Here is an 18934-nt window from a genome sequence, read left to right as displayed (position 1 = left end):
CACGGGCGCGCAGGCGCTCATCGCCTGCATAATGGCCTGCGCGCCTTGCGCTACGTCGGCTTCACCGCCACGCTTTTCACCACGGATAAAGATCTTACCCGCCGGGATCACTCTTGATTGCACATCGCCCTGCGGGGTTTTCAGCACCACGGCGGAACGGTTGCCAATCAGCGCTCTGGCGATGGGGACGATAGTTTGCGTTTCCTCGGGCGTCAGGGCAAAGAAGGTCGCAATGCCGTAAGGGTTCGACAGCACCCGCACCACCTGTCCTGGGGCCGCCACTTCCACCGCCGCCAGAACACCTTCCGGCACCTTCTCCAGCAGAGTGACTTCATCAACCACCGGCATTGGCCGATGCAGGCGATTATTCACCAGCACGCCATCATCTTTTTTCAGGATGGCCGCCACCACATTGACGCCGCGATCCAGCGCTTCATTGATAAACCAAACCGCCTCAAGGAAATCCATCTCCTCACCTACCAACGGGATCCAGCCCTGGGCAAATCGATCCTCGCTCAACGCCGCCAACTTCTCCACGGCGATGGTGGTTCCCATGCCCACGCCAACGCCACCGGGCGTTTGCGGGTTATGACCAATCATCGTCGATTCGGTAATGATGGTTTCAGTGATGGTTTCCATCGCCACATCGCCAATCACCGGTGCGGCCTCGTTGATGCAAATTTTTGCTACGTCCTGCAGCGACCACGGCGTGTTATTCAGCGCCTGCTGCAGGGACGCGACTACCCCGGCGATATTATCCCGCGTGCCTTTCATACCGGTCGTGGCGACAATCCCGCTGCCGATAAACCGGCCATCCTGCGCCAACGCCACCTCGGTGGTGGCGTTGCCGATATCGATCCCTGCAATTAACGGCATGCTGCCTCCGTCACTGGCTGCCTTTACGCAGCTTATTTCTCTGCTGGTATATCTCTGCCGATTCGCGGACAAACCCGGCGTTCACCGTGGCATGCCATGTGTGTTCCAGTTCATCGGCAATGGCCTGCAACTCGGCGAACGAAGAACGAAACGGCCGCAGCGCGTTGTAGATCTCCAGAATGCGGGCATCCGGAATCGCAATCAGTTCTGCCGCACGACGAAAATTGCGCGCCACGGCATGACGCTGCATCTGCTCGGCAATCTGCGCCTGGTACTCCAGCGTTTGCTGAGAAATACGCACATCCTGCGGTCCTACGCGGCCCGCCAGCACATTCTCAAGAGTAATGTCGGTTAGCGGCTTGCCGGTAGGCGTCTGGATTTTCTCCGGGCAGCGGGTCGCTAATGGGTAATCCTGCGCAGTCATGATGTTGTCGTTCATGGTCATTCCCTTACCAGTGCAATATGCAACGTGACAGGCGCAGCATCCTGCACCACGTGTTTGGTTTCTTTGATATGAAACAGCGCGGCCTTGGCCATAAATTTAGGGCGCACCATCTGGTCATTGACCACTGGCACCGGCGAAGGCGACTCTTTGCGTGCATATCGCGCGGCGTTTTTACCAATCTGACGATAGGTTTCCAGCGTCAGCAGCGGAGCCTGAGAGAACAGCTCGAGGTTGCTTAACGGCAGCAGATCGCGCTGATGAATCACCGTGGTTCCTTTCGACTGGATGCCAATCCCGATGCCTGAGCCGCTGAGGTTTGCCGCATCCCATGCCATAAAAGAAACATCCGAGGTGCGCAGGATCCTCACTACCCGCGCATGTAATCCCTCTTCTTCGATGCCAGCAACCAGCTCTTTCAGAATCGCGTTGTGAGGCATATCAATCAGGGTTTTATGCTGGTGCTTGCCAAAGGCCGGGCCGACGCCAATCACCACTTCATCCACGCGTTCATCCGCGTTAGCCGCCTCGCCTTCGCTCACTTGTAAGGTGAAAACCGGCTTACGTTCAGTTGTGCATTCCACAGTGTTCCGCCTTATTCGATCGAGCCGGGCTGAACCACGCCCGCAATATTTTTAATTTCCGCCCAGCGTTCGGCACTGATGCGATAGCCGGTACCAGGTCCCTGATAATCATTGATGTCGTTGACGGCGCTGACGACGTCGAACTGGCGATCCAGAATGGCCGACGTTTGCAGGTAATCACCAGTAACACGCTGTCTCAGCATATTGAGGATATTGCTGGCGATATCTTCAAAACCGCTGCAACTCAACGCGCCGACGATATCCAGCCCGGTGATATTACGCTTCATCATCTCTTCCACGGCCGCCAGATCCTCCACTACATTGCGCGCAGGCATATCTTTGCTGCCGTGAGCATAAGTAGCGGCTTCCACTTCTTCATCGCTAATCAGCGGCAGGCCCAGTTCGCGGAACACCGCCTGAATGGCGCGTGCAGCCTTATTGCGTATAGCGATGGTTTCTTCTTCAGTCACCGGACGCAGACCGCCGTCAACCATCAGATCGCGTTGCAGGATGTTGTAATCATCGAAGTCTTCAGCGTCGAAGTTCGACCCGGCAAACATGTTGTCGTAGTTGGGTACCGCGCTGTAACCGGAGAAGATAAAGTCGGTACCCGGCAGCATCTGCATCAGGGTGCGGGCAGTACGGCGAATATCGGAATGAGAAAAGGTCTGGTCATTGGCGGAGGCCACTTCAAGGTCGAGCATTGAGGCAATCAGGTTTTCCGCCAGCACCGCGCGGATCCCCGAAGGCACAGCGCCGGTCATGCCGATGCAGCTGACCGCACCGTTTTGCAGCCCCTGTACGCCCGCGCCTTTAGTGATAAAAATGCAGCGCGACTCCAGATATAGCATCGATTTACTTTCGGAATAGCCCATCAGCGCTTCCGAGCCAGTGCCGGAGGTGTAGCGCATCTTCAAGCCACGCGATGCATAAGCCGAGGCGAGAAACGCTTTGGACCACGGCGTGTCATCACCGTCGGTAAACACCGATTCTGTACCATACACCGACACCGTTTCGGCATAACTGGTTAGCCCACGCATGCCCAGCTCCAGCTCCGTGGCCTCTTCAACAGAACATTGCGTCAGCACACCAGGACGACCGCACTGGGAACCCACCAGCAGCGCCAGGGCGTTAAACGGCGCGTAGCGGGCGATGCCAACCGTCGTTTCCTGCTCGGAAAAGCCACGGATCCCCGCTTCAGCAGCGTCGGCGGCAATCTGTACCGGGTTATCTTTCAGGTTGGTCACGTGGCACTGGTTGGAGGGCGTGCGTCTGGCACGCATTTTTTGCAGCGCCATCATCATCTCCACCACGTTCATTTGCGCCATCACTTCCACCGCTTTCGCCGGGGTGATGGCAGTGGTAATGGCAATAATATCTTCCCGACTGACGTGGATATCCACCAGCATTCTGGCGATCTCCAGCGCGTCGAGCTGCATGGCGTGCTCGGCCTCAGCCACGTTAATGGCGTAGTCGGCAATGAAACGGTCGATCATGTCGAACTCGGCGCGGCTCTTACCGTCCAGCTCAACAATACGACCATTTTCCACCTTCACCGACGACGCTGGATCGTAGGGGCTTTCCATGGCGATCAGCCCCTCTTCAGGCCATTCGCCAATCAGCCCATCCTGATTTACAGGCCGCTTCGCAAGTACTTCGAATCGTTTTGATCTTCTCATGATTTATTGACTCAAAAGATAAAAAATAGGGACGCCGGGCCGCATTGCCGGGGACACAACACCCGTCATTCGCCTTTCATCAGCAATGGTCGAACTCTAAATGAGCAGAACAATAAAAAAATAAAATTAATTTCGTTCCAATTTGGTACCTAATAAAAACGCATCGTTTCATATTGAAACGCAATTCAGGAATATCCATCGTGAATTGTGACGAGGTTAAATGATCATTATCAATAAACGCAAAACCGGGAAGGTGAATTTAATATCTTTGAAATTTTCGCCCTATTGACTTAATAACGTGCGGCGAGAAAATAAGGTAAAGCCAATGATAAAAATAGCTGTTGCGCGATATGTTTCGTGACCTCAGCCCTACAACATTTTCAGGAGAAACTGTGAATAAGAGCCAACAAATTGCCACCATTACGCTGGCGTCTGCAAAAAAAATGGCGCAGGCCGTTGAGGCTAAAGCGCTTGAGATCAGCGTTCCGGTGGTCTTTTCCGTGGTGGATCGCGGTGGGAATACGCTGCTAATGCAACGCATGGACGATGCGTTTGTCACCAGCTGTGATATCTCTCTTAATAAAGCGTATACCGCCTGCTGCCTGCGCCAGGGTACCCATGAAATTACCGATGCGGTACAACCTGGTGCTTCGCTATATGGTTTGCAGCTTACCAACCAACAGCGCATTGTTATTTTCGGCGGCGGTTTACCTGTCATATTAAACGGTAAATTAATTGGTGCCGTTGGCGTTAGTGGCGGCACCGTGGAACAAGACAGATTATTAGCAGAAACCGCACTGAATTGTTTCTCTGAATTATAATTTAAATCTAAGAAGGTATATTATGAGCTATCGTATGTTTGATTACCTGGTGCCAAATGTGAACTTCTTTGGCCCCAATGCTATTTCCGTTGTCGGCGAACGCTGCAAACTGTTAGGCGGTAAAAAAGCGCTGCTGGTTACTGATAAAGGTCTGCGGGCCATTAAAGACGGCGCGGTAGATAAAACCCTCGCCCATTTACGTGAAGCGGGCATTGACGTGGTGGTTTTTGATGGCGTTGAACCTAACCCCAAAGACACCAACGTGCGTGACGGTCTCGAAGTCTTTCGCAAAGAGCATTGCGATATCATCGTTACCGTCGGTGGCGGTAGCCCGCATGACTGCGGTAAAGGCATCGGTATCGCGGCAACTCACGAAGGCGATCTCTACAGCTATGCCGGGATTGAAACCCTGACCAACCCGCTGCCGCCGATCGTTGCGGTGAATACCACTGCCGGTACCGCCAGCGAAGTCACCCGCCACTGCGTGCTGACCAATACCAAGACTAAAGTGAAGTTTGTGATTGTCAGTTGGCGCAACCTGCCGTCGGTCTCCATTAACGATCCGCTGCTGATGCTCGGCAAACCCGCCCCGCTGACCGCCGCGACCGGTATGGACGCCCTGACCCACGCCGTGGAAGCCTATATTTCCAAAGATGCCAACCCGGTCACCGACGCTGCCGCTATTCAGGCTATTCGCCTGATCGCACGCAACTTGCGTCAGGCCGTAGCGCTGGGCAGCAACCTGAAAGCTCGCGAGAACATGGCCTACGCCTCTCTGCTGGCGGGTATGGCTTTCAACAACGCCAACCTCGGCTACGTTCACGCGATGGCGCATCAGCTTGGCGGTCTGTACGACATGCCGCACGGCGTGGCGAATGCCGTACTGCTGCCGCACGTGGCGCGCTATAACCTGATCGCTAACCCGGAAAAATTTGCCGACATTGCAGAGTTTATGGGCGAAAATACTGACGGACTTTCCACCATGGATGCCGCCGAACTGGCCATCCACGCCATTGCCCGTCTCTCCGCTGACATCGGCATTCCGCAGCATCTGCGCGATCTGGGCGTTAAAGAAGCCGATTTCCCGTACATGGCGGAAATGGCGCTGAAGGACGGCAACGCCTTCTCTAACCCGCGCAAAGGGAACGAGAAAGAAATTGCCGAGATCTTCCGTCAGGCATTCTGATAGTACAGGGGGCGCAATGTCACTTTCATCACCGGGCGTACATCTGTTTTATCACTCGCGCTGGCAGGATACCCGCGTGCTTGATGAGCTGTGCTGGGGGCTGGAAGAGCAAGGCGTCCCTTGCCGGGCAATCTGTTGCGACGAGCATGACTGCGCGCTGGCATTGAGCAAACTTGCGGCCAAAAGCTCAACGCTACGTGTCGGTCTGGGTCTTAACGCCACGGGTGATATTGCGTTAACCCACGCCCAGTTGCCCGAGGATCGGGCGCTGATCCGTGGTCATATCCGCGCCGGTGCAGCCCGGCTCCGCGTCCTCGGTGCTAATGCTGGTCAACTGGTCAAAGTGCTTCCCTTCAGCGAGATAAAATAAATGTACCGCATCTACACCCGAACCGGCGATAAAGGCACGACCGCACTGTTTGGCGGCAGCCGTATCGACAAAGACGACATCCGCGTTGAGGCCTATGGCACGGTGGATGAACTGATTTCCCAACTTGGCGTCTGCTATGCCAGCACGCGTCAGGCCGGGCTACGCCAGGATCTGCACGCCATACAGAAAATGCTGTTTGTTCTGGGTGCGGAACTCGCCAGCGATGAGAAAGGACTCGCTCGCTTACAACAGCGTATTGGTGAAGAGGATACTCAGGCGCTGGAGCAGCTTATTGACCGTAATATGGCGCAAAGCGGCCCGCTCAAAGAGTTTGTTATTCCGGGGAAAAATCTCGCATCGGCACAGCTACACGTTGCGCGAACCCTGACGCGCCGACTGGAGCGGGTCCTCATCGCGATGAGCAGATCGCTAACGTTACGCGATGAACCCAGGCGTTATATCAACCGACTGTCAGACGCGCTGTTCTCGATGGCGAGAATTGAAGAAACTAGTCCAGATGCTTGCGCTTAAACTGGCTGGCATCAATGTCGTACTGCTTCATCTTGCGCCACAAGGTAGTGCGACCGATATTCAACAGTTGCGACATCTCCTGCACGCGCCCGCTGGTGACGCGGGCAGCATGGATAATCGCCTCTTTTTCGATAGCGGTAAACGTCAGACTAGCAGGCAGCAGTGAAGACGCCGTCTCCAGACCTGGACGTTCGGCAAACAAATAATCCGGTAGATTGCTCAGCCGAATATGGCCGTTATCACTGCTGATGGCGATGTTTTCGATAATGCTGTTCAGCTCAAAGTCATTGCCCGGCCACGAATAGGCCACCAGTTGCGCCAGCGCGTCGTCGTCGATCTTCAAACTGTATGAAAAGCGTTTTTTCAGGCTATTCAGCCGCGTATAAATCAGCGAGGGAATACTACTGCGCCGCGCCCGCAGCGGTGGGATCACTATCTCAAAAGAGTGCAGCGCATAATACAGCTGACGGCTAAAGCGGTTTTGCTCCACCAGATTGGCGAGATCAACCGTGGTGGTGGCGATCACTTTGACATCCACCGGAATCAGCCGACGGGCATCCAGGCGGGTTAACACCCCCTGTTTGATCACCTGTAACAGCGCGGATTGCAGCTCCGGTGCCAGATATTCAATTTTTTCCAGAAACAGCGTGCCGCCGTTCGCCAGTTCAAGACGGCTCAACCGGCCATTTTCATCGTCGGTGGGCGCACTGCCCATAAAATCCTGCCCCAGTACGCTGTTGGCATACAACTGACAGTTCACGGCGATATACGGCCCGCTGGCGCGCTCGCTTTCATTGTGAATGGCCTGACTCAGCAGTTCTTTACCAACACCCTCTTCCCCACACAGCAGGATCGGGAAACTCCCCCTCGCTGCCTGGCGTCCAAAATGGATCAAGCGGCGGGTTTCCGGATCGTCAGTCGACATCTGCTCAAAGGTGTGGCTCACCTTGCCGAGCTGGCTGGTCATCAGTTGGCGCATTTGTTCCACTGGATGCAGCAGCAGAATAAAGCTGTTGCCCTGCTCCTCAACAATCGGCTTCAGGGTAATGACGGCATCAACAAACTGATGCTGGCTTTCAAAGGTAACTTCGACGTGATTCAGACCGCGGGCATGTTTGATCGCCCGGCGCAGCAGCATGGGGAGATTGAGCAGATCGTGAATGTTTTTCCCCTGACTGGCCTGCGCATCGAGATGCAAAAGCAGCGCCGCTCGCGCATTGATGAACTGCAATACGCCCTGTTCGTTCCAGGCCATCACACCATCATCCATACTCTCCAGCAGCCCGTACATCTGGTTCAGATGGCGGTTGGATTCAGCCAGCAGGCTGTCGGTCAGCAAAGAGTTGCCGACTTCTCTGGCAATCGCCAGCGTCAGGGATAAATCAGAAACGCACTCATGCTCCACCAGACAACATAGCGAGATGGAGCCGAACAGTCGACCATGGTTATCGAAGACCGGCGTCGAGCAGAACGACCACGGATGCAGCGCCTGTTTAAAATGCTGCTCGCCAGAGGTTTTTGTCGGCTGGCCCGGCATCGTCGCCAGCGACAGGGCACAACTGCCAATGATGCTTTCTGCACAGTAGCTGCCGTCACGAAACCCAAGCTCCGCCAGCTGTTCTACCGTCTGCGGATCGCCGCAACGGCTGAGAATACAGGCTGATTCATCCAGAATCAGCAGCGCGCACGGGCGGCCGTCCATAAACTCCCAGGCATCTTCCAGCGCAGCCTGAGCAATCGTCAGCAACGCCGTCTTGCGACGACAAATCGACTCAAAGGTCAGTCCCTGCGCCTGATGCGGCGCCTGCCAGGTTTCCCGCTGCATAAACTTGCTGCAACGATGCCATGACTGGGCAATGACTGAAGAGACTTCCTTCCCGATGCTATGCGTGTGCGCCGTCATATCCCTTTCCGCTGTTTAACCATAGACAACCCCTCCGGCAGAAACTGTCAGAGGGGGAGAAGATGCCGGATAAAAACCTACCGACGACTGATTAACGCGCCAGCCACTGCTGTCCCAGCAGATCTGCCGTCAAGATAGCGGCATGTACGCTTTCAGGCGTTACCGGGAACGGCATATTGTGGATGGTTTCACCTTCTGCGCAGGTCGCTTTCGCCACGGCCATGATCTTGCCGTCAACGTCTTCTTTCACGCCCATTTCCGCTAACGTTACCGGCAGGCCGACTTTCTGACAGAAATTCAGCACGGTTTCGATCTCTTCCATCGGGCTGTTTTGCAGCACCAGTTGCGCCAGCGTACCAAAGGCGACTTTTTCACCGTGGTACAAATGGTGGCACTCTTCCAGAATCGTAAAGCCGTTGTGGATCGCATGCGCCCCTGCAAGACCGCTGCTTTCAAAGCCGATGCCGCTGAGGTAAGTGTTAGCTTCGACAATACGCTCCAGCGCATCGGTCACCACGCCAGCCTGCGCAGCAAAGCGTGCCTTCTCGCCTTCCGCCAGCAGGGTATCATAGCACAAGCGCGCCAGGCTCAGCGCCGCCACGGTGGACTGTCCGCCCGCCATGCTGGTCGCTCTGGCGTCATAACAGGCTTTCGCTTCAAACCAGGTCGAGAGCGCATCGCCCATCCCGGCCACCAGCAGACGTACCGGCGCTTTGGCAATGATCGCAGTGTCCATCACCACCATATCCGGGTTTTTCGGGTAGATCAGATACTCTTCAAACTCACCGGCTTCGGTATAGATAACGGACAGCGCGCTGGTTGGCGCATCGGTAGACGCGATAGTCGGGATCACCACCACCGGCAGCTTCTGGTAGTAACCAATCGCTTTGGCAGTATCCAGCGTTTTCCCGCCGCCAATCCCAACCACGCCGCGACAACCGTGCTGTTTCAGAATGGCAATCAGTCGATTAATTTCAACATGGCTACATTCACCGTTAAAGCGTTCCGCATGGCAGCTAATGTCGTGGCTGTGCAGGCCGTTGAGTACTTTCTCTCCCGCCAGCTTCATCACGAAGTCATCCGCAATCACAAAAAAGCTGTCCGCCAGATTTTTAGCGTATTGACCAAACAAGGTGGAAGCGTCAGGACCCTGGAGATATTTGGCTGGAGATTGAATAACTTTTAGCATTCCTTTCATCCTCAAATAAGTACATGTTTTTACATGGTGAGCCCTGGCGTTAACCCGTTTAGCCTGATGTTGACGGCGAAAGCGGACGTACCGGAGCGATGTAATAACTGTATGGCGAGGCGTGTACAAAAAAATCTTTCGTCATTTTGTTCTGATATGGAACAGATAAAAATGACATGCGTTTCATATTGGAACGCTTAACCACAAAAATAATGAGATTTGCGATCTCGATCCGTTCCGTTACCGCGAAATTACCGACAAACACGATGATAAATTTCCCCAATTACGCGCCATCCTGGGTAAAGCCCCGCAAAAAAGACTGACTGCGCCGTGTGGCCTGCTCTGATCGCAGGAGGAAAAAGTCGAGCGAGTTCGCATTGTGATGATTTCTCGCCTAATTAAGTTTCATTTCGGAACAAAAAACAGCAATCACGTTTCGTAATGAAACTCATTTTCGTGTTGTTTTTTTCCATGCTGACTTCGCCAGAATCTCTCTATCGCCTCCGCACCATGAACATGCATTCGGGGGTTTGTCTTACACTCAACCTCGAGGAGCCGTTATGTCTCAATTCTTTTTTAATCAACGCCCCCATCTCGTTAGCGACGTGATCGACGGTACAATTATCACCAGCCCGTGGAATAACCTGGCGCGTCTGGAGAGCGATCCGGCCATTCGCATCGTGGTTCGCCGCGACCTTAACAAAAATAACGTGGCGGTGATCTCCGGCGGCGGTTCAGGACACGAACCCGCGCACGTTGGGTTTATTTGCGACGGCAGATCGATTCAAAGGTCAGCCCCTGCGCCTGATGCGGCGCCTGCCAGGTTTCACGCTGCATAAATTTGCTGCAGCGATGCCACGACTGGCTGATAACGGCTGAAACTTCATTTTCCGCACCCTGAGTCTGAGCTGTCATATCCCTTTTCCGCTGGAGTTAACACAGTTAAAACGACAAAACCCTCCGGCAGCGGCTGCCGGAGGGAGGAGTTGATGCCGCAATGCGCCGCGGCATAGAACCTTGTGAAAGACTTAACGCGCCAGCCACTGCTGCCCAAGCAGGTCCGCGGTAAGGATGGCGGCGTAGACGCTATCCGCGGTGACCGGGAACGGCATATTGTGGATGGTTTCGCCTTCCGCGCAGGTGGCTTTCGCCACCGCGTGGATTTTGCTTTCGATACCCTCTTTCACGCCCATCTGGGCAAGGGTGATCGGCAGGCCGACTTTTTCACAGAAGCCCATCACGGTTTCGATCTCTTCCAGCGGGCTATTTTGCAGTACCAGCTGCGCCAGGGTGCCGAAAGCGACTTTTTCGCCGTGATACAGATGGTGGCACTCTTCAAGGATGGTGAAACCGTTGTGAATCGCGTGCGCGCCGGCCAGGCCGCTGCTCTCAAAACCGATACCGCTCAGATAGGTGTTGGCTTCGACAATACGCTCCAGCGCATCGGTCACCACTCCAGCCTGAGCCGCCAGGCGTGCTTTTTCGCCTTCCGCCAGCAGCGTATCATAGCACAGGCGCGCCAGGCTCAAGGCCGCCGCCGTGGACTGCCCGCCCGCCATGCTGGTGGCTCGCGCATCGAAGCAGGCCTTGGCTTCAAACCAGGTGGAGAGCGCATCGCCCATCCCGGCCACCAGCAAGCGTACCGGCGCTTTGGCGATAATCGCCGTGTCCATCACCACCATATCCGGGTTTTTCGGGTAGATCAGATACTCTTCAAACTCGCCCGCCTCGGTGTAGATAACCGACAGCGCGCTGGTCGGCGCATCGGTTGAGGCAATTGTCGGGATCACCACCACCGGCAGCTTCTGGTAATAGCCGATCGCCTTCGCTGTATCGAGGGTTTTCCCGCCGCCGATACCCACCACGCCGCGGCAGCCGTGCTGCTTAAGAATGGCGATCAGGCGGTTGATTTCCGCATGGCTGCACTCGCCGTTAAACCGTTCCGCATGGCAGCTAATATTGTGGCTATGCAGGCCGTTCAATACTTTGTCGCCCGCCAACTTCATCACGAAGTCATCGGCGATAACAAAAAAGCTGTCGGCCAGGTTTTTAGCGTATTCGCCAAACAGCATGGCGGCATCAGGTCCCTGGAGATATTTGGCTGGAGATTGAATAACTTTTAGCATTCCTTTCACCCTCAAATAAGTGCGTATGTTGACACGTGAGCCCAGGCCGTCATGCCGCGGCGCCTGATATCAATGGCGCTTACAGCCACGCTGCCGGAGCGATGCATCCACTGTAGGGCGAGCCGCGGCGAAAAAAATTTTTCCCTTTTTTGTTCTGTTCTGAAACAGATAAAAAAATAATGCGTTTCACATTGAAACAATGTGACTGAGAAAGCGATGGGATTGCGATCGCGATCGGATCATTTTGGCAAAAAAGCCGCTATCGTCTCCCCTCTTTAACGCAGAAAATCGCCTCAATGCGGCACAATGGCGAAAAAAATCATCCTTGCCCCATTTCTGATAGCAGAAAAAAACGGACAAATTATTAGCGCTGGCTCGCATTTCTCCTGTTTATCGGCAATTAATGTTCCATAAAGGAACAAAAATTCTTTTCTACGTTCCGTTATGGAACCAATTTTGACGGCATTTTATTTTGCGCCCGCTCAGCCAGAATCACTACATCGCCGGGCTACCCTTATAGACAGGCGACCTCCCCCTACCCTACGGAGCATAAACAATGAAAAAACTGATTAACCGTGTGGAAGATGTACTGAGTGAACAGCTTATCGGCCTGGCGAAGGCGCATCCTGAACTGACGCTGCACCAGGACCCGGTCTATGTCACCCGCGCTGATGCACCGGTCGCCGGCAAAGTGGCGCTGCTCTCCGGCGGCGGCAGCGGACACGAACCGATGCACTGCGGCTACATCGGCCAGGGCATGCTCTCCGGCGCCTGTCCGGGGGAAATTTTCACCTCGCCGACGCCGGACAAAATGTTCGAATGCGCGATGCAGATTGACGGCGGCGAAGGCGTCCTGCTGATTATCAAAAACTATACCGGCGACATCCTGAATTTTGAGACCGCCACCGAGCTGCTGCACGAAAGTGGCGTTAAGGTTACCACCGTCGTGGTGGATGACGACGTGGCGGTAAAAGACAGCCTCTATACCGCCGGACGCCGCGGCGTCGCCAATACCGTGCTGATTGAAAAACTGGTCGGCGCCGCCGCCGAACGCGGCGACTCGCTGGAAGCCTGCGCTGAACTGGGCCGCCGTTTAAATAACCTTGGTCACTCGATTGGCATCGCGCTGGGCGCCTGCACCGTACCGGCCGCCGGACAGCCCTCCTTTACCCTGAAAGATGATGAGATGGAGTTCGGCGTCGGCATCCATGGCGAGCCGGGTATCGACCGCCGCCGCTTCAGCTCGCTCGACCAAACCGTCGATGAGATGGTCGATACCCTGCTGGAAAACGGCGCATACAGCCGCACGCTGCGCCAGTGGGATAACGTCAAGGGAGCGTGGCAGGAAGTGAAACAGAGCAAAACCGCGCTGCAAAACGGCGATCGGGTTATCGCGCTGGTCAATAACCTCGGCGCCACCCCGCTTTCCGAACTGTACGGCGTTTACAACCGCCTTGCCCAGCGCTGCGAAGCGTCCGGCATTGTGATTGAACGCAACCTCATCGGCAGCTACTGCACCTCGCTGGATATGGCGGGTTTCTCCATCACCCTGCTGAAAGCGGATGATGACACACTGGCGTTATGGGACGCCCCGGTCCATACCCCAGCGCTGAACTGGGGAAAATAAGGAGCACGACATGTCACTGAACAGAACGCAAATCGTCGACTGGCTGTACCGCTGTGGCGACATTTTCACCAAACAGAGCGATTTTCTCACCGGCCTTGATAAAGAGATCGGCGACGCCGACCACGGCCTCAATATGCATCGCGGCTTCAGCAAAGTGGTCGAAAAGCTGCCGTCGATCGCCGATAAAGACATCGGTTTTATTCTCAAGAATACCGGGATGACGCTGCTTTCCAACGTCGGCGGCGCCAGCGGCCCGCTGTTCGGCACCTTCTTTATCCGCGCCGCCCAGGTCACCCAGGCGCATCAGAGCCTGACCCTCGACGAGCTTTATCAGATGATCCGCGAAGGCGCGGACGGCGTCGTCAACCGTGGTAAAGCGGAGCCGGGCGATAAGACGATGTGCGACGTCTGGCTGCCGGTGGTGGAATCCCTGCGTCATTCCAGCGAGCAACATCTGTCTATCCCTGCCGCGCTGGATGCCGCCTGCGAAGTGGCCGAGCGCGCCGCCCACGCCACCATCACCATGCAGGCGCGTAAAGGCCGCGCCAGCTATCTCGGCGAGCGCAGCATCGGGCATCAGGATCCCGGCGCGACCTCGGTGCTGTTTATGGTTCAGATGCTGGCTGCCGCCGCCAAAGAGTAAGGAAATCGCGATGGTAAACCTGGTTATTGTTTCTCATAGCGCCCGGCTGGGCGAAGGTGTCGGAGAACTGGCCCGGCAGATGTTAATGAACGATGGCTGTAAGCTGGCGATCGCCGCCGGGATCGACGATCCCGACAGCCCGATCGGCACCGATCCGATTAAAGTCATGGAGGCGATCGAATCCGTCGCCGATACCGACCATGTTCTGGTGATGATGGATATCGGCAGCGCCCTGCTCAGCGCCGAAACCGCCCTCGATCTGCTCGATCCGGCGATGGCGGCAAAGGTGCGGCTGTGCGCCGCGCCGCTGGTCGAAGGGACGCTGGCGGCCACCGTCAGCGCCGCCTCCGGCGCCGGGATCGACAAAGTTATCGCCGATGCCATGAACGCCCTGGAAGCCAAGCGGGTTCAGCTGGGTTTACCTTCGCACACGCCTGACGCCGCCGCCCCAACGCTTGCTGACGACGGCGATGCTAAATCGGTTTCAGTCATTATTAACAATCACAACGGCCTGCACGTGCGTCCGGCATCAAAGCTGGTCGCCGCGCTGGCGGGTTTTAACGCCGACCTGGTGCTGGAGAAAAACGGCAAATGCGTCACCCCGGACAGTCTGAATCAAATCGCTCTGCTACAGGTGCGCCGCCACGATAAGCTGCGCCTGCTGGCCCGCGGTCCGGACGCCGATGCGGCGCTGGCGGCGTTTCAGGCGCTGGCCGCCGATAACTTCGGCGAGTCGCCGGAGGCGCAGCCGACAGCGGAACCCGCCATACCTGCGCGTGTTGAAGGCGCCGCGATGATTTATCCGCAGGCGCCGATCCAACCGGCGCTCCCCGCCGCCGCCGACATCGCCCGCGAGCAGCAGCGCCTGCGCCAGGCGATCGACCAGACGCTGGCCGATCTCAATGCGCTCACCGAGCTGGCGGAACACAAATTTAACGCCGATATCGCGGCGATCTTCGCCGGTCATCACACCTTGCTCGACGATGAAGATCTGTTTGATGCCGCCAACGATCGCCTGCTCACCGAACAGTGCTCGGCGGAATGGGCGTGGCATCAAGTGCTGATGGAGCTCAGCCAGCAGTATCGTCAGCTGGATGACGCCTATCTGCAGGCCCGTTATATCGATGTCGACGATATTCTGCAGCGCACGCTGCGCCATCTGCAGGGTATTAAGGAGACGCTGCCATTCGCCAGTGAGCCGACGATTATTATCGCCGACAATATTTATCCCTCGACTGTACTCCAACTGGATGCCAGCAAGGTCACCGGCCTGTGCCTGCGCGACGGCAGCGAACAGGCCCACGGCGCGATTATCGCCCGCGCGGCGGGGATCGCCTGGCTATGCCAGCAGGGCGAAGCGCTGAATGATATTCAGCCTGGCGAAGCCATCACGCTCGATATGCGTCTGCAACGTCTTATTCGTCGCTAAATCCACTTTGACCGTTACCACTCCGGGGGCCCGCCTCCGGAGGGTGAGTTTTCGCTTACTGATCAGGAACCACTATGTCTCAATTCTTTTTTAACCAGCGCGCCAGCCTCGTTAACGACGTGATCGAGGGAACCATTATTGCCAGCCCGTGGAACAACCTCGCCCGCCTGGAGAGCGACCCGGCGATCCGTGTAGTGGTACGCCGCGATCTGAATAAAAACAACGTGGCGGTGATTTCCGGCGGCGGCTCCGGCCATGAACCGGCGCACGTCGGCTTTATTGGTAAAGGCATGCTGACCGCCGCGGTCTGCGGCGATCTGTTCGCCTCGCCGAGCGTCGATGCGGTACTCACCGCGATTCAGGCGGTGACCGGCGAGGCGGGCTGTCTGCTGATCGTTAAAAACTACACCGGCGATCGGCTTAACTTCGGCCTCGCGGCGGAGAAAGCGCGCCGTCTTGGCTATAACGTAGAGATGCTGATCGTCGGCGACGATATTTCGCTGCCGGATAACAAACAGCCGCGCGGTATCGCCGGGACTATTCTTGTGCATAAGGTGGCGGGTTATTTCGCCGAGCGCGGCTTCAACCTCGCCACCGTCCTGCGTGAAGCGCAATACGCCGCCAACCATACCGCCAGCATCGGGGTGGCGCTGGCCAGCTGTCACCTGCCGCAGGAAGCGGAAAGCGCGCCGCGCCATCAGCCCGGCCACGCCGAGCTGGGGATGGGCATCCACGGCGAACCGGGAGCCTCGACGATCGCGACCCATAACAGCGCGGAAATCATGCAGATTATGGTAGAGAAGCTGACCGCCGCCCTACCTGAAACCGGCCGCCTGGCGGTGATGCTCAATAATCTCGGCGGCGTGTCGGTGGCCGAGATGGCGATTCTGACCCGCGAGCTGGCCAACACCCCACTCCATGCGCGCGTTGACTGGTTGATTGGCCCGGCTTCGCTGGTAACGGCGCTGGATATGAAAGGCTTCTCGCTGACCACTATCGTGCTGGAAGAGAGCATTGAAAAGGCGCTGCTGTCGGATGTCGAAACCGCCAGTTGGCAGAAGCCGGTGCAGCCGCGGGCTGTTAATATCATGCCGTCCGCGCTCGCCAGCGCACGCGTCGCCTTTACGCCATCGGCCAACCCGCAGGTGGGCGATTACGTGGCGCAGGTGACCAGCACCCTCTCCGGCCTCGAAACCCATCTCAACGCGCTTGACGCCAAAGTGGGCGACGGCGATACCGGCTCCACTTTCGCCGCTGGCGCGCGTGAGATTGCCGCTCTATTGCAACGCCAGCAACTGCCGCTCAATGATTTACCCACGCTGTTCGCGCTAATTGGCGAACGCCTGACGGTGGTGATGGGCGGCTCCAGCGGCGTATTGATGTCGATTTTCTTCACCGCCGCCGGGCAGAAGCTGGAGCAAGGCGCCAGCATGGCGGAAGCGCTGAACGCCGGTCTGGGGCAGATGAAATTTTACGGCGGCGCCGATGAGGGCGACCGGACGATGATTGACGCTCTACAGCCGGCGCTGGCGGCGCTGCTGGCCGAACCGGATAATCTGCAGGCCGCTTTCGCCGCGGCGCAGGCCGGCGCGGATCGCACCTGCCAGTCGAGCAAAGCCGGCGCCGGACGCGCCTCCTATCTCAATAGCGAGAGCCTGCTCGGCAATATGGACCCCGGCGCCCACGCGGTGGCGATGGTGTTTAAGGCGCTGGCGGAACGCTAAGCCTCACCCGGTGGCGCTGCGCTTACCGGGGCGACATAACACCATTGAAAGGTAGCCCGGAGAAGGCGCAACGCGCCGCCATCCGGGTTTACCACACTGCCGATTATTTGCTATGCCAGTACGCCTGCGAACGCACCAGTTGCTGATCGATACTCGGCTCCTCAAAGCGCGCCAGCAGCGATTTCACCACGCCGCCTTCTCCGGTCAGCCAGATAAAATAATCTTCTGACGGCACCTTGACCTGAGCCAGCCGCTCGGCGACGAACGCCGGGTTGTGGCCTACCACCCATTCGATATTAAAGCCGTCGAGATCCGCCAGATAATCTTTATACGAAGCATCCGCGACGGTGACGATGGCCGTCACCTGCGGCGTCACCGGCAGCTGACGTAATCCCAGCAGGCGACGGCGCAGCGCCGGCATGCCCGACTCGTCACAGACATAAAGCTGCCAGGCGTAATCTTCCGGCACCACCAGCGAGCCGCGCGGCCCGCCGATCACCAGCTTATCGCCGATGTTGGCTTCCAGCGCCCAGCGGCTGGCAATACCGCCATCGTGGATATAAAAATCGTAAGCCAGCTCGTGGCGTTCGGCATCGTACAGCGGCGTGTAGTCGCGGGTCGCCGGGCGCACGCCCTCGCCCCAGTTAATGCCTTCGTCGGTCACTTCCGGCGGCGTAAATACGCTGCCCGCCTGCGGGAAAAACAGTTTGGTGTGGTCGTCAAAACCTTGTGAAACAAAGCCATCCAGCGCCTCGCCCCCCAGCACGATCCGCTGGAACGCCTGGCCGATACGCTCAACGCGCAGCACGGTTAATTCGCGAAAACGTAGTTCGTTACGCACGCGCTGTGGGTAGCGTGAGGTGTTTTTTGTCATTTTTTCGCCTTCGTGAAGATAATACGATATATCTAAATTTATTTTTAAATGATAATGATTGCTAATCAAAAAGATTGCAAGCACTTTTTTGATATAGTCAGCTTGAGATTAAACAGCTATCGGCAATCCATAAAAACCATTAATAATCATTAAATTAAACAAAAATTATTTTATAGACTTGCAAGTCGATAAACTTTAGATATAAATTAGATATATCTAAATAACATCAGGAGACGATGATGCAAAACCATCATGAAGGTTGCTGTAAACATACAGAGCACCAACACGAAGGCTGCTGCAAGGGTGAAGGACATCACCACGAAAGCCGCCACAGTGAGCACCATGCAGGCTGCTGCAAAAGTGAAGAGCATCGCCACGCAGGCTGTCACCAGGAACATCACCACGAACAGGGTGCGGACGCCGCCACGGTCGCGGCGGAGGTGGTGGTCGTCGCCAGTGCATCTCCGTCACTAACAACGAAGTCGCTGCCGACGAACAGAAAAAATTGCGCGAACAGGGCTTAAGGCCTGGAGATCCTGATTGGGAAAAGTGGGGGATCTGTGATTATATCACCAAACCACGTGTACAAGCTGCTATCACAGGCAAAACGCCGAATGAACAACCGATTAAGGTCAATTATAGGTTTACAGACGAGTTCCCAATGTCTGACGGTTTTGAGGAAAATGCCGAGTTTTTCACTCTGACCTACGAAGCTGAGAAGTCGGTTAGCCACAACTTGGCCTTTGTTCGCATTGCGCCGTTGCTATGGCTACGCGCGGGTGCGCGCGGCGAACGTATTGAAAAAATACCTACTAAAGGATGGGAAGTGACCGATGCGTACGGTCTACTGCTAGGGAAGGTGCGAATAAGCAGGTCATTTCTTCCCAAGCTGACTCGCTGATTAAAATTTCGCGGATCTGGGCCGATTTT

17 protein-coding genes and 3 pseudogenes are annotated in these 18934 nt (G+C 56.2%); 11 read left to right on the top strand and 9 right to left on the bottom strand.

Annotated features, from left to right (window positions below; translation table 11 throughout):
• The 4 genes from OGX67_RS04800 to OGX67_RS04785 all read right to left on the bottom strand — a co-directional run.
• Positions 1 to 876: diol dehydratase reactivase subunit alpha (locus tag OGX67_RS04800; protein WP_286526051.1), on the bottom strand; the 876-nt coding region annotated here is incomplete at its 3' end.
• A gap of 10 nt (positions 877 to 886) precedes the next feature.
• Positions 887 to 1315: a diol dehydratase small subunit gene (locus OGX67_RS04795; protein ID WP_257651749.1), complete on the bottom strand. Its 429-nt coding sequence runs from the start codon at positions 1313 to 1315 to the stop codon at positions 887 to 889.
• Between the two features lie 2 nt (positions 1316 to 1317).
• Positions 1318 to 1902 (bottom strand): propanediol/glycerol family dehydratase medium subunit, encoded by a 585-nt coding sequence (locus OGX67_RS04790; RefSeq protein WP_003024724.1) that lies wholly within the window; start codon positions 1900 to 1902, stop codon positions 1318 to 1320.
• Positions 1903 to 1913: 11 nt separating this feature from the next.
• On the bottom strand, positions 1914 to 3581 hold the full coding sequence (locus OGX67_RS04785; protein ID WP_048217121.1) for a propanediol/glycerol family dehydratase large subunit: 1668 nt from the start codon (positions 3579 to 3581) through the stop codon (positions 1914 to 1916).
• Positions 3582 to 3973: 392 nt separating this feature from the next.
• Between OGX67_RS04785 and OGX67_RS04780 the strand changes: the two genes are divergently transcribed.
• Genes OGX67_RS04780 through OGX67_RS04765 form a run of 4 tightly spaced genes read left to right on the top strand, consistent with a single transcriptional unit; the run spans position 3974 to position 6489 of the window.
• Entirely contained in the window at positions 3974 to 4402 is a 429-nt protein-coding gene (locus OGX67_RS04780; RefSeq protein ID WP_257651750.1) for a GlcG/HbpS family heme-binding protein, read from the top strand.
• A gap of 22 nt (positions 4403 to 4424) precedes the next feature.
• The gene (gene dhaT, locus OGX67_RS04775; protein ID WP_003024734.1) at positions 4425 to 5588 is read left to right on the top strand and encodes a 1,3-propanediol dehydrogenase; all 1164 of its coding nucleotides are present in this window, start codon (positions 4425 to 4427) and stop codon (positions 5586 to 5588) included.
• A 16-nt stretch (positions 5589 to 5604) separates the two neighbouring features.
• Entirely contained in the window at positions 5605 to 5958 is a 354-nt protein-coding gene (locus OGX67_RS04770; RefSeq protein ID WP_032950260.1) for a glycerol dehydratase reactivase beta/small subunit family protein, read from the top strand.
• Positions 5959 to 6489, top strand: a complete 531-nt coding sequence (locus tag OGX67_RS04765; RefSeq protein ID WP_003841452.1) for a cob(I)yrinic acid a,c-diamide adenosyltransferase — start codon at positions 5959 to 5961, stop codon at positions 6487 to 6489.
• On the opposite strand, the gene dhaR is transcribed toward OGX67_RS04765, so the two are convergent.
• Positions 6467 to 8392 (bottom strand): dihydroxyacetone kinase operon transcriptional regulator DhaR, encoded by a 1926-nt coding sequence (gene dhaR / locus OGX67_RS04760; RefSeq protein ID WP_193863309.1) that lies wholly within the window; start codon positions 8390 to 8392, stop codon positions 6467 to 6469. The genes OGX67_RS04765 and dhaR overlap by 23 nt on opposite strands.
• A gap of 91 nt (positions 8393 to 8483) precedes the next feature.
• Entirely contained in the window at positions 8484 to 9581 is a 1098-nt protein-coding gene (locus OGX67_RS04755) for a glycerol dehydrogenase (protein ID WP_003024745.1), read from the bottom strand.
• A 560-nt stretch (positions 9582 to 10141) separates the two neighbouring features.
• On the opposite strand from OGX67_RS04755, the pseudogene OGX67_RS04750 reads away from it, so the two are divergent.
• Positions 10142 to 10357 (top strand): annotated as a pseudogene (locus OGX67_RS04750) (dihydroxyacetone kinase subunit DhaK); the annotation flags it as partial.
• Here the strand turns inward: OGX67_RS04750 and OGX67_RS26935 are convergent.
• Both OGX67_RS26935 and OGX67_RS04745 read right to left on the bottom strand, forming a co-directional pair.
• Positions 10347 to 10496: pseudogene (locus OGX67_RS26935) on the bottom strand (hypothetical protein); the annotation flags it as partial. The pseudogenes OGX67_RS04750 and OGX67_RS26935 sit on opposite strands and share 11 nt — an antisense overlap.
• A 113-nt stretch (positions 10497 to 10609) precedes the next feature.
• Positions 10610 to 11707, bottom strand: a complete 1098-nt coding sequence (locus tag OGX67_RS04745) for a glycerol dehydrogenase (RefSeq protein WP_007372182.1) — start codon at positions 11705 to 11707, stop codon at positions 10610 to 10612.
• 556 nt (positions 11708 to 12263) lie between these two features.
• On the opposite strand from OGX67_RS04745, the gene dhaK reads away from it, so the two are divergent.
• The 4 genes from dhaK (at position 12264) to OGX67_RS04725 (ending at position 17130) form a co-directional block, all read left to right on the top strand.
• The gene (gene dhaK / locus OGX67_RS04740; protein WP_007372180.1) at positions 12264 to 13334 is read left to right on the top strand and encodes a dihydroxyacetone kinase subunit DhaK; all 1071 of its coding nucleotides are present in this window, start codon (positions 12264 to 12266) and stop codon (positions 13332 to 13334) included.
• A gap of 10 nt (positions 13335 to 13344) precedes the next feature.
• A complete protein-coding gene (dhaL, locus tag OGX67_RS04735; protein ID WP_007372179.1) occupies positions 13345 to 13977 on the top strand; it encodes a dihydroxyacetone kinase subunit DhaL in 633 nt (210 codons plus the stop codon).
• Positions 13978 to 13987: 10 nt separating this feature from the next.
• The gene (dhaM, locus tag OGX67_RS04730) at positions 13988 to 15406 is read left to right on the top strand and encodes a dihydroxyacetone kinase phosphoryl donor subunit DhaM (protein ID WP_007372178.1); all 1419 of its coding nucleotides are present in this window, start codon (positions 13988 to 13990) and stop codon (positions 15404 to 15406) included.
• Positions 15407 to 15480: 74 nt separating this feature from the next.
• Positions 15481 to 17130, top strand: coding sequence for a glycerone kinase (locus OGX67_RS04725; protein ID WP_007372177.1), 1650 nt, complete (start codon positions 15481 to 15483; stop codon positions 17128 to 17130).
• A 103-nt stretch (positions 17131 to 17233) separates the two neighbouring features.
• Here OGX67_RS04725 and OGX67_RS04720 read toward each other — a convergent pair whose 3' ends face one another.
• Positions 17234 to 18004 (bottom strand): siderophore-interacting protein, encoded by a 771-nt coding sequence (locus OGX67_RS04720; protein WP_007372176.1) that lies wholly within the window; start codon positions 18002 to 18004, stop codon positions 17234 to 17236.
• A gap of 239 nt (positions 18005 to 18243) precedes the next feature.
• On the opposite strand from OGX67_RS04720, the pseudogene OGX67_RS04715 reads away from it, so the two are divergent.
• Together OGX67_RS04715 and OGX67_RS04710 are read left to right on the top strand one after the other, a co-directional pair.
• A pseudogene (locus OGX67_RS04715) lies at positions 18244 to 18461 on the top strand (PadR family transcriptional regulator); the annotation flags it as partial.
• A 48-nt stretch (positions 18462 to 18509) separates the two neighbouring features.
• Complete coding sequence (locus OGX67_RS04710; RefSeq protein ID WP_064732696.1) at positions 18510 to 18905, top strand: hypothetical protein; 396 nt, start codon at positions 18510 to 18512, stop codon at positions 18903 to 18905.
• Positions 18906 to 18934: the final 29 nt, after the last annotated feature.

Source organism: Citrobacter sp. Cf118, assembly GCF_030334095.1.
In the GTDB taxonomy this organism is placed as follows: Bacteria; Pseudomonadota; Gammaproteobacteria; order Enterobacterales; family Enterobacteriaceae; genus Citrobacter; species Citrobacter freundii.
This window is presented reverse-complemented; position numbering and strand designations above follow the sequence as displayed.